The organism is Mesorhizobium sp. Cs1299R1N3, from assembly GCF_037179625.1.
Classification (GTDB): Bacteria; Pseudomonadota; Alphaproteobacteria; order Rhizobiales; family Rhizobiaceae; genus Mesorhizobium; species Mesorhizobium salmacidum.
Genome location: NZ_JAPYKQ010000002.1, coordinates 636,574 through 646,794 on the forward strand (window position 1 = coordinate 636,574; position 10,221 = coordinate 646,794).

The 10,221-nt window shown below is 63.9% G+C and carries 11 protein-coding genes; 1 reads left to right on the top strand and 10 read right to left on the bottom strand.

The features are described from left to right. Positions 1 to 25 precede the first annotated feature (25 nt). Complete coding sequence (locus tag O7B34_RS08495; RefSeq protein WP_140505424.1) at positions 26 to 328, top strand: DUF982 domain-containing protein; 303 nt, start codon at positions 26 to 28, stop codon at positions 326 to 328. 341 nt (positions 329 to 669) lie between these two features. Here the strand turns inward: O7B34_RS08495 and O7B34_RS08500 are convergent, their stop codons facing one another. From O7B34_RS08500 to O7B34_RS08545, 10 genes are all read right to left on the bottom strand, one after another. Beyond that, a complete protein-coding gene (locus O7B34_RS08500) occupies positions 670 to 1,083 on the bottom strand; it encodes a hypothetical protein (protein WP_032935069.1) in 414 nt (137 codons plus the stop codon). A 245-nt stretch (positions 1,084 to 1,328) separates the two neighbouring features. Next, complete coding sequence (locus O7B34_RS08505) at positions 1,329 to 2,240, bottom strand: ABC transporter permease (protein ID WP_337140324.1); 912 nt, start codon at positions 2,238 to 2,240, stop codon at positions 1,329 to 1,331. Next, the gene (locus tag O7B34_RS08510; RefSeq protein ID WP_337145614.1) at positions 2,237 to 3,337 is read right to left on the bottom strand and encodes an ABC transporter permease; all 1,101 of its coding nucleotides are present in this window, start codon (positions 3,335 to 3,337) and stop codon (positions 2,237 to 2,239) included. Before O7B34_RS08510 ends, O7B34_RS08505 begins: the two co-directional genes overlap by 4 nt. Continuing rightward, positions 3,334 to 4,857, bottom strand: a complete 1,524-nt coding sequence (locus O7B34_RS08515; RefSeq protein WP_337145615.1) for an ABC transporter ATP-binding protein — start codon at positions 4,855 to 4,857, stop codon at positions 3,334 to 3,336. The genes O7B34_RS08510 and O7B34_RS08515 overlap by 4 nt, the downstream gene beginning before the upstream one ends. A 3-nt stretch (positions 4,858 to 4,860) precedes the next feature. After that, positions 4,861 to 5,955: a BMP family ABC transporter substrate-binding protein gene (locus tag O7B34_RS08520; RefSeq protein WP_337145648.1), complete on the bottom strand. Its 1,095-nt coding sequence runs from the start codon at positions 5,953 to 5,955 to the stop codon at positions 4,861 to 4,863. A 33-nt stretch (positions 5,956 to 5,988) separates the two neighbouring features. Then, positions 5,989 to 7,368, bottom strand: a complete 1,380-nt coding sequence (locus O7B34_RS08525) for an amidohydrolase (protein WP_337145616.1) — start codon at positions 7,366 to 7,368, stop codon at positions 5,989 to 5,991. A gap of 1 nt (position 7,369) precedes the next feature. Next, positions 7,370 to 8,023 (bottom strand): glutathione S-transferase family protein, encoded by a 654-nt coding sequence (locus O7B34_RS08530; RefSeq protein ID WP_337145617.1) that lies wholly within the window; start codon positions 8,021 to 8,023, stop codon positions 7,370 to 7,372. Next, a complete protein-coding gene (locus tag O7B34_RS08535; RefSeq protein ID WP_337145618.1) occupies positions 8,020 to 8,865 on the bottom strand; it encodes an aromatic ring-hydroxylating dioxygenase subunit alpha in 846 nt (281 codons plus the stop codon). Before O7B34_RS08535 ends, O7B34_RS08530 begins: the two co-directional genes overlap by 4 nt. After that, positions 8,862 to 9,512: a Rieske (2Fe-2S) protein gene (locus O7B34_RS08540; protein WP_337145619.1), complete on the bottom strand. Its 651-nt coding sequence runs from the start codon at positions 9,510 to 9,512 to the stop codon at positions 8,862 to 8,864. The genes O7B34_RS08535 and O7B34_RS08540 overlap by 4 nt, the downstream gene beginning before the upstream one ends. 161 nt (positions 9,513 to 9,673) lie before the next feature. Next, on the bottom strand, positions 9,674 to 9,943 hold the full coding sequence (locus O7B34_RS08545) for an acylphosphatase (RefSeq protein WP_337145620.1): 270 nt from the start codon (positions 9,941 to 9,943) through the stop codon (positions 9,674 to 9,676). Positions 9,944 to 10,221: the final 278 nt, after the last annotated feature.

The following is a 10,221-nucleotide window of genomic DNA, read 5'->3' on the forward strand; positions in this document are numbered from 1 at the left end:
GCATCTCGATCGACCGGAGGAAACAATGGACTACCTGCATTTCTTTTCGCCCGTGCGGATATCGCGCGGGCAGGGACACCCTGTAGAAGAAGTGGATAGTGTCGCCGAGGCGATGGTTTTCTTGCGTAAATGGCCGAAGGGACGGCGTGGGCCTGTGTATCAGTGTGCACTGAATTGCTGCTCGGCCGCCCTGTCGGGACAGATGTCGGCGGAGGAAGCAAGAAAGGCGTTCACCGGCTTTGCCCGGATCACGCGGCTTCTGGACGATGACATGGCTCTGCCGATAGGCAACGACAGCAAGGCGAGCATACACGCGCTGCGGCGGTAGCCGTCGATGGCTTTTACTGCTGGCGGATCGCGCCCGTTGCGGGCGCGATGTCGCTGTTTGCGCTTCGGGGCAGACCGTCCCACCATCCGGTCACCAATCGACACTGTATCGATCGATCACCCAGAGCCATGATCCATCCGTTTGCCGACCGGCGACCTCGCTTGTCACATCACCGTCCGGAATGCGGGTCGACGTCAGCGCCAGATCACCGCTGACCAGCGCCACAGTCGATCACCGCATTCCGGTTCGAACAGCGAGGCCCGATCTCGCTGAATCTGCAGGAATTGGAGCCGCTGATTGCGCGGCAACATGCGGGCGACGCGTCGACCGGATTCCCGTCTCTAAGCAGGTATCAGGACGGCGATGCGATGTATGCCGACCACCTTGCTTGTGTTAGTCGCCTCGTCGGTCTTGCCCTTGGCGCAAGTGTACATGTCGCCTTCCTTCAGCTTGAATTCCTTGTCCGCTTTCTTGATGGTGAATGCACCGGCGGTAATCGTGCAGACCATGTCGTTGTCCATCACCATTTGAGGAGCGTGTGCCCCTGGCTGAAAGACGACGTCGACAATCGAGATGCTCTTGTAGGCGGGAATGTCGGCGTTCCCGGTGCCGACCTCCACCACCCTGATGCCGGGGGCAATCTCCTTGCCGTCTTTCGGGCCGTATTTCTTGGTCTTTGCATGCGCGGTCAGGACGAACAGAGGGGTTGCCGCCGCGGCCGTGAGACCAAGGGCAATTGCAGATCTGCGATTCATGCTTTCCTCCCATATGTTGGTCGCGCAACAATGTGAGCGACAACTAATATTACTCCTTTCCCATATGATTTTAAATGACCGTGATGGCGCCATGGCATTTCTGCCGCTCATGATCGACCAATGCAGCTGTGCGGGCAGGGGCGTGTGCACTATCTGTGCACAGAAAAGACTGATGCCTCACGTCACGGCGAGCACAGTCGCACAATAGGTGGTTTTTGGAATGGCTGCCCGGGCGGCGAGCGACACTATTGTTCGAAAGGCTCTCCCAGCGAAGCCACGCCGTTGAGCTTGAGCAGACGCCGGTTCGAAGAAATGATGCCCAGCACGACGATTGTCACGAGATAAGGTAGGCTGGATAGAAGTTGCGAGGAAACGTCGAGCCCAGTTGTCTGGGCCGCGAGGCTTGCGAGGGACACGGCGCCGAAGAGGCAAGCACCGAGGAAGATGCGACTGGCAAGCCAAGTGCCGAAGACCACGAGCGCGATCGCGATCCAGCCGCGCCCGGCGATCATGCCATCGGCCCAGAGCGGAGTGTAGACCACGGCCGCGTAGGCACCGGCGAAACCCGCTAACGCGCCGCCGAAAGCGACCGCGGCGAAACGCACGGCGATTACCGGATAGCCGAGCGCACGGGCCGCCTTGGGATTCTCGCCGACGGCGCGCACGACAAGGCCGATCTTGGTGTAGGCGAATATCGCCCAGATGGCGACGGTCGCAGCAAGCGAGAGCCACACGACGACGTCCTCGACGAACAGGCCGCCGATGACCGGGATATCTGAAAGCCAGGGCAATGAAAGCTTCGGTAGGCCTTTGACCGTGAGGCTCTCATAGCTCTTGCCGAACAGTGCCGAGAGGCCCTGGCCGAGTATGCCGATGGCGAGACCCACCGCGACCTGATTGGCGCGGAACCCCAGCGCGATGACGGCAAAGACAAGGGAAAGAGCCGTGCTGGCAAGGCCCGCGGCGAGGAAACCCAGGAGGTGACCGCCGCCGTGATAGACGATGATGAAGGCGATGACCGCCCCCATGGCCATCAGTCCCTCCACGCCGAGATTGAGGACGCCGGCCCGCTCGGCCACCATTTCGCCCAGCGCAGCCAAAAGGAACGGCGTGGCCGCCGCCAGCATTCCGGCGACGATGAACTCGAGGGCATTCATGGAGCGCTTCCGTGAGCGGCATGGCGCCATTCGAGCCGGTAGCGGACGAAGGCGATGGCGACGAGATAGGCGAGCAGCAGGCTGCCCTGGAAGACCCGGACCGCGGCGACCGGCAGATTTGCCGAGACCATGGCGTTGTCGCCGCCGATATAGAGGGCCGCCATGAGCAGGGCGGAAAAAACGATGCCTATCGGGTGAAGGCCTCCCAGATAGGCAACGATGATGGCCGCATAGCCGTAGCCGGTCGGGATGGAGCGCTGCAACTGGCCGAGCGGCCCGGCCACCTCGGCCGCCCCGGCGAGGCCTGCCGCGAAGCCGCCGATGAGGAGGGAAAGCCAGATCGCGCGTCCTTCGTTGAAGCCGGCGTATCCAGCCGCGCGCGGCGCAAGGCCGCCGACCTGCAGCTTGTAGCCAGCGAAACTCCTCTGCATCAAGACCCAGGCCGCGAGGGAGAAAGCGAAGGCGACAAGCAGCGAGAGGTTGACGCGGGTGCCGGGGATCAGGATCGGCACCGTCGCGTCGTACTGGAACATCACCGATTGCGGGAAGTTGAAGCCGGCCGGGTCCTTCCAGGGGCCAAGAAGCAGATAGTTGAGCAGTTGCGCGGCAACGAGCGCCAGCATAAGCGATACAAGGATCTCGTTTGCGTTGAGCCGCACGCGCCAGAACGCCGTGACCGAGGCCCAAAGCGCGCCGCCCAGTGCGCCGAGGACGAGCATGGCGGGCCAGATCCACTGGCCCGTTGCCTGCGGGAGCCAAATGGGAATGGCCGACGCGAAGATCGCGCCGAGGATGAACTGGCCCTCGGCGCCGATGTTGAAGACCTTTGCGCGAAAGCCGATGGCAAGCCCCTGCGCGATCAGTAGCAGCGGCCCCATCTTCAGCAGAACTTCCGAGAAGGAGGCCCAGGATAGGAAGGGCTCCAGAAGCATCGCATGGAAAACGGCGGCCGGATCGCGGCCCATCAGGAGGTAGAGCGCGAGATTGAGCAGCGTCGCCAGGCCGAGCGCGGCGGGCGGGGCGACCAGCTTGATTGCAAGCGAGGCGTGCTCCCGGCGAACCAGAACGGGAAGGAACGGCCGGGACCGAGCGCTCATGCGGGGACCTTTTCGGCCGTCGAATGCGCGCCGATCATGTAGCGGCCGATCTCCTCGGGTCTGGTGTCGCGCGTCACCAGCGGCGGGCTCAGCCGGCCCTGATGGATCACCTGGATCGCATCGCAAAGCTCGAACAATTCCTCCAGTTCCTCCGAGATGACCAGGATGCCCATGCCTTCGTTGCGCAAAGCGACAAGGCGCCGGCGGATGGCGGATGCGGCGCCGATGTCCACGCCCCAGGTGGGCTGCGCCACGAACAGCAATTTCGGGGACAGCATGATCTCGCGGCCTACGATGAACTTCTGCAGATTGCCCCCCGAAAGCGCCCCGGCCTCCGTTTCGGAACCCGGCGTGCGCACGTCGTATTGCCGGATGCAGTCCTCGGTGAAAGCCTTGGCGCGGGCCGCGTCGACGAGGCCTCGTTTCAAGAGGCCGGAGGAATGGGCAGTCAGAAGGCTGTTGAGGACGAGCGACATTTCCGGCACCGCACCGCGGCCCAGCCGTTCCTCCGGAACGAAGGCGAAGCCCAGCCGGCGGCGGGCCGCCGCGTCGAGCGCGCCGACATCCCTTCCCATCATAAAGATACGCTCTGACTTGTCGCGCGGCAGCACCGTCTCGCCCGAGATCAGCGCAGCGAGTTCGCTCTGCCCATTGCCCGATATGCCGGCGATACCGAGGATCTCGCCTGCCCGGACCGTCAGGCTGACGTCGGAAAGCGCCACGGCGAAGGGATCGTCCGGCCGATGCTCGAGGCCGAGGATTTCAAGGCGCTTTTCCCCGCCGGAATGCGCAACTGCCGGCATGGGCTGCGGCATATCGCGGCCGATCATCATGCGGGCGAGGTCGTGCGCGTCGTGGTCACGCGGATCCACATGGCCGGTGATGCGCCCGCCGCGCAGGATGGTCGCGCGGTCGCAGACCGCACGAATCTCCTCCAGCTTGTGCGAGATGAACAGAATGGACACGCCGCCGTCGCGCAGCCGCCGCAATGTCTCGAACAGCCTGTCCACCGATTGTGGCGGCAGGACGGAGGTCGGTTCGTCGAGGATCAGGAGCTGCGGTTCGGTCATCAGGCAGCGGATGATTTCCACCCGCTGCCGCTCTCCGACCGAGAGCGCGTGCACGTGGGCAAGCGGATCGACCTCCAGGCCGAAGTCGCGGCCGAGCTTGCGGATGCCTTGCGCAAGATCTGATTTTTTCCCGGGCACGACCAGCCGGACGTTCTCTACCACCGTCAGCGTCTCGAACAACGAGAAATGCTGGAAGACCATGCCAATCCCCTTGCGCCTCGCGTCCGCCGGGGACGCAAGCGCGAGGGCCTCTCCTTTCCAGGTCGCTGTTCCGGCGTCCGGCTCCTCGACGCCGTATATAAGCTTCATCAGTGTCGACTTGCCCGCCCCATTCTCTCCGAGGATCGCATGGATTGAGCGCGGAGCCACGTCCAGATCGATGTCCCGATTGGCATGGATCTGGCCATAGCTTTTGGAGATGCCGCGCAGCGACAGAAGCGGGGCGGTCATGGATTACTTGGGCAGCGGCGTGGTGACACCCTTGACGTGCCAGTCCATGGCGACGATCTCGGCCTCGGTCATTGTCTTGCCGGCGGGAACGCCTTCGCTGCCGTCGGCCTTGGCGATCGGACCGGCAAAGGGCGAGAAGCTGCCGTCGGCGATCTTGGCTTCAACCTCCTTGATCTTGATCATGATGTCGGCCGGGATGCCAGGGTTCCAGTCGACGACTTCGACGACCTTGTCGCCGACACCCAAGAAGGCGTTGGCGCCCTTGAAGGTACCGGCAAGGTGGGCGTCGACCGACGCTTTGAAGAAAGGCGACCAATCGGTCGCCACGCAGCCGAGGTAGGTCTTGGGCGCGTATTTCTTCATCGACGAGTTGAGGTTGAAGGCGGGGATGCCGGCCTCATCGCAGGCCGCAACGACGGAAGGCGTGTCCTGCGCGTTGGAGAAGATGACGTCGCATTTCTGCGCCAGCAGCGCCTTGGCGGCTTCCTGCTCCTTGGCCGGATCGAACCAGGAGTTCACCCATACGACCGAAACCTGGACATCGGGCTTCACCGCCTGCGCCCCCAGCGTGAAAGCGTTGATGGAGGTGATCAGCTCGGGAATGGCGAAGGCGGAGACCGAGCCGAGCTTGCCGGACTTCGAAAGCGCGGCCGCCGCCATGCCCATCAGGTAGGTGCCCTGGGAATATTGGGCGGCAAAGGGCGAGAAGTTCGGCGCCACCTGGTAACCGGAAGCGTGCAGCACGGTGACGTCGGGATTGCGGCGCGCGATCTGCAGGGCGCCGTTCTGGTAGCCGAAGGAACCGGCGATCAGGAACTTGTTCCCGTCGGCGACCGCCTTGTTCATGATGCGGTCGGCGTCGGGGCCTTCCTGAATGTTCTCGATGATGGTGACCTTCACCTTGTCGCCGTAGGCGGCCTTGACCGGCTCGAGCCCGTCGGCCAGCGCACGGCCCCAGCCGACGTCGCCGACCGGCGAGGGGACCACAAGCACGATGCCCAGCGGTTCGTCGGCGGCAAGCGCGCGGCTACCCACCGCGGCGACGAGCCCGGCAGCGGCAGCGCCCTTCATCAATGTTCTGCGGGTAAGATTTGTCAGCATGTCGGTTCCCCTTGTTTTTGGTTTTGGCTTCTAGAATTCCACGGTCGCGAGCGCCGCCTCGGCTTGCGCGAACAGCCTGGCCTCGTCGAGCCCCGGGAATTCTCCCTTGGCCCAGACGATGCGGCCGTTGATCATCGTCATGTCGGTCGGCGTGCCGATGCCCACCTTGGCCAGCAGGCTCAGCGGATCGTGCCGTGTGCCGACATAGTCCATGCGCCGCGTGTCGATGGCGAACAAGTCGGCGGCCATGCCGGGCGACAGCCTGCCGATGTCGCCGCGCCCGAGCAGCGCCGCGCCCCCGGTTGTCGCATAGCCGAGGAAATCGGCCGGCGGCGGAACCGGATGGTCACGTGTCGACGCCGACAGGCATTGCAGCATGTAGGCGGAATGGATGCAGTGCATCAGGTTGGAATTGTCGTTCGAGGCGGCGCCGTCGCAACCCAAGCCCACAATGAGCCCGAGGGCCGACATCGCCGGTATGTCGGTGATTTCGGCGCCGACGAGATAGACCGGCTCCGGGCAGTGCGCGACGCCGGTGCCGCTGGCGGCCATCTTGCGCAGCTCGTCGTGGGTCAGCTCCCAGCAATGGGCATAGAAGGCATCCGACCCGCAGAAGCCTATCTCCGCGCAATAGTCCACCGTGCGCAGGCCATGGCGGGCCTGCATGACCGGGCTTTCGCCCTCGCCGACATGGGTGTGCATGCGCGCCTTGCGGTCGCGCGCTAGCGCCACCGATTCCACGAATGTCTCGCGATAGCAGTTGACCGGCTGGCAGGGCGCGACGACGACCTGGCGCATGCCGAAGCGACCGGCATCATGGTAGGCGTCGATCAGCCGGGCGCAGTCGGCGATGAACTCGTCCGTCGTTTCCAGCATGGCGTCGGGGATGGTCGAGCCTTCCGATTTCGGCAGCGTGTTGCCGCCACGTCCGGCATGGAAGCGCATGCCGAGCAGCTCGGCCGCCTCGAACTGCCGGTCGATCAGCCTTTTGCCGGCATGCCGCGGAAAGCAGTACTGATGGTCGAACGCCGTCGTGCAGCCGTGCTTTATCAACTCCGCCATGGCCGTGACCGATGCGTGGTAGAAGCACTCCTCGGTCAGCCGCGAGAAGATGGGATAGATGCGGTCGAGCCATTCGATGACCGACAGCTTCGTCCAGTCCAGATCGGCGCGGTTGCGCACGAAGCACTGAAAGAAGTGGTGATGGGTGTTGACGAGGCCGGGATAGACGAACCAGCCGGCAGCATCCTGCGCGACGGTCCCGACAGGCAGCTCCCCCTTGTCGAGGCCTTCGCCGATGGCCCGTATCGCCGGGCCGTCGGTCAACACATCGACATTGCGACGGACGCGCGGACCGTTGCCATCGTCCACGATGACCGCAGCGCAGTTCTTCAACAGATAGCCGGCCACGTCAGGCCTCGCCTGGGGCGGGCTCGGGTCGGAGCTCGTGCAGCCGGTGGATGCCGGGCATCTCGATGAAGCCGTCGAGAGCGCGGATCGCCCGCGACCACAGCCGGATCACGGGATAGGGATCGAGCGAGACGCCGCCGTCCGGCGCCAGCGCCACATAGGGAAAGCAGGCGATGTCGGCGACACTCGGCCGGTCCGACGCGAGGAAGCGCTGGCCGCGGATATGCTGTTCGACGAGGCCGGCTTCCAGCTCCCGCAGGGCCGTTGTCCCCTGTCCCTGAAGGACATCGATATTGCCCGGACGCAGCAGCATCTCATGCAGGCGCGCCGCCCCTAGGCTGGCGGTCAGCCGATGCGAGAAGGAAAGCCATTGCTGGACGCGCGCCGCCTCTCCGGCCGTATCGTTGGCCAGCCATTGCGGTGCCGCCTTCGCGGCGAAGTAGACAAGCATGGCCGAGGATTCGGTCAGGACGAGGTCGCCATCCTCCAGGATCGGGATCGAACCCGCCGGGTTAAGCGCCATAAGTTCGGGACCGCGATGCTCGGCACCGGGATGGAAGTCGACGGGCCGGATGTCGAGCTTCACCCCGGCCAGCGCAGCCATCAGGCGCGCCTTGTAGCAGCTCGGCGACAGCACGTAGTCGTAGAGCTTCATTGCGCCACCAGTTGCGCGCCGTAGGTGTAGCCATGGCGTTTCAGCCAGCGCCGGTAGGCAACCGACGTCAGGTCGGCTCGCGTGGGAATCTCCATGCCGGGATCGAGCGGCAGCAGCCCCGGAATCTGGTTTTCAAGAATCGACCGGTCCTGGACGAAGATCGTCTGCTGGAAATGGATCAGGTCTGTCATGGGCGTCTCGTCGTCGAACAGCGCCATCCATGGCCACACGTCGCACAGGTCTTCGGCAAGAGGCTGCACGAAAAGCGTGATGACGTCCCATTCGCCCGGGCGCGGCGGACAGGTCTTGTAGAGGATCGAGCAGGTCGGCGCAGGAACGCGATACATGTATTCCGTGGTTATGCCGCCTTCCGCCGACTTGGCGGCCTGCGGCTGGTAGAACTTAATCTGGGTCGCCCAAACCTCGTCCTCGTCCTCGCGGATCTCGACCTTGTAGCTCTGGACCTCCGTATGCGGTTCGGCCCCCAATATGTCGGTATGGACGAACGGAAAATGCGCAATGTCCAGGAAGTTTTCCACCGCGCGCAACGGCGAGCAGCGCACGCGCACCACCCCGACATCGACAAGCCGGCGGCCGGGCTGATCGGCCTCGGGGATCGCAAACAGCGTCTTCTGCGGATCACCGGGCGACGACCAGACATGGCCATAGCGCACGCAGACCGGAAGGGCGCGTCCGTTGCCCCCCGTGACCATGGCGTTTCCGTCGTCGCCAAGCCGCACCTCGATCGGTTCGCCCATGAGGGCCGTCTTGCGCCCCCGCGCATCGAGCTGGCTGGCAAGGCCGACCGGATACCATTCGTCGATCATCGCGTTGCGGGTCATCGGACGGCCCTGCTGCGCCGAATGCTCTCGGCCGCCCGCCGCAGCGTTTCGGCGGCCCGCGACGCGGCGATCCGCTCGGTCGGATTGGCGTCCTCGCCCACCAGAACATGCATGAGCGTCCGCGCTTCCCCTTGTGGGGCAAGCAGCAGCCGCAGCGTCCGGCCTTCGTGGGTATGGTCGAGCAGGCCTCCCTCGGCCTTCGCACCCGCGGCCGCCTCTAGCGCCGCGACGTCCGCTTCCACCATCATGGAACGCAGCGGGGCCACGCCGTCGAGCCGCGGCGGCGGGGCAGCGGCTTCGCCGACGGAAATCCATATGAGCCCGCCGCTGTCCTCGACCGCCTGGGTCGCGACGCGAATCGTCTCCGGCGGCGCCAGCCCCGGATGTGCCGGGATGCGCAGGCAGTTTCCCGCCCGGGCATAGTTCCAGCCGTGATAGATGCAGGACAGGGCCTCACCGCGCACAAAGCCATGGGAAAGCCGCATGCCGCGATGAGGGCATCTGTCGGCAAAGGCCGCCGTACGGCCGGAGCAGCTGCGCCAAAGGGCAATCGGTCCGACTGAGGATTGCGCCGGCATCACGGTTCCCGCCGGCAAGTCCGCAGAGAGGGCAACTGGCATCCATGAGCCGGTCGGATAGGGTGGCATACGTCAACTTTCAAATGACATCAGCATCTTCCCGAGCACAGCTTCGCGGTCAAGGGATTTGCTAGTTAGTCCGGTCACGTTTGCACAACATTTCCTCACTGACAATAATGCCCAAAAAAGGGGCATCACATCTCCCCGCCAGGGCCAGCGAGCTTCAAATCCTAGCTCGATTCGTTGTCGATCGGCGTTCGGCGAATGGTCTCGACCCAGACATCGATTGGTCCAAGGGAGCACCCCATCTCCATCATATCGATCAGTTCGCCCGGACCGGCGACGTCGAGCTCAATCCGATCGGGACCGGCAACGCATATGGTCTGCGCGAGCCCGAGCTTGGCGGCATGACGCTCGATCCACGGAACGAAGGATGCCGCCTCGACATCGCCGAGGATCGTCATGCGCTCCCGCCAGGAATATCGATTTTGCTCGCTCATGGAAAACCTCGGCAATGAAACAGATATATATATATATCTATCTGCATTGTGCTCAATCGCCGCCGTCTTCGGCTCGCGTCCAGCAACAGCTGCGTGCCTCCGCAATCTGTACCCCTTATTAGGCAGGGCTCGTTATCTGTCATCCTAAAGGGCTGGCTGACTTCCTAGCTGCGGCGTCAGGCTTGTCCATGCTCATGTGGGGTTAGATCGATGCTTCTAGGAATCCATCATATTGCAATCATCTGCAGTGACTACGAGCTGTCGAAGCAGTTCTACAA

Bases quoted from the DNA above. Each gene is read 5' to 3' on its own strand.
- O7B34_RS08495 (WP_140505424.1), top strand. From the start codon at position 26: ATGGACTACCTGCATTTCTTTTCGCCCGTGCGGATATCGCGCGGGCAG.
- O7B34_RS08500 (WP_032935069.1), bottom strand. From the start codon at position 1,083: ATGAATCGCAGATCTGCAATTGCCCTTGGTCTCACGGCCGCGGCGGCA.
- O7B34_RS08505 (WP_337140324.1), bottom strand. From the start codon at position 2,240: ATGAATGCCCTCGAGTTCATCGTCGCCGGAATGCTGGCGGCGGCCACG.
- O7B34_RS08510 (WP_337145614.1), bottom strand. From the start codon at position 3,337: ATGAGCGCTCGGTCCCGGCCGTTCCTTCCCGTTCTGGTTCGCCGGGAG.
- O7B34_RS08515 (WP_337145615.1), bottom strand. From the start codon at position 4,857: ATGACCGCCCCGCTTCTGTCGCTGCGCGGCATCTCCAAAAGCTATGGC.
- O7B34_RS08530 (WP_337145617.1), bottom strand. From the start codon at position 8,023: ATGAAGCTCTACGACTACGTGCTGTCGCCGAGCTGCTACAAGGCGCGC.
- O7B34_RS08535 (WP_337145618.1), bottom strand. From the start codon at position 8,865: ATGACCCGCAACGCGATGATCGACGAATGGTATCCGGTCGGCCTTGCC.
- O7B34_RS08540 (WP_337145619.1), bottom strand. From the start codon at position 9,512: ATGCCACCCTATCCGACCGGCTCATGGATGCCAGTTGCCCTCTCTGCG.
- O7B34_RS08545 (WP_337145620.1), bottom strand. From the start codon at position 9,943: ATGAGCGAGCAAAATCGATATTCCTGGCGGGAGCGCATGACGATCCTC.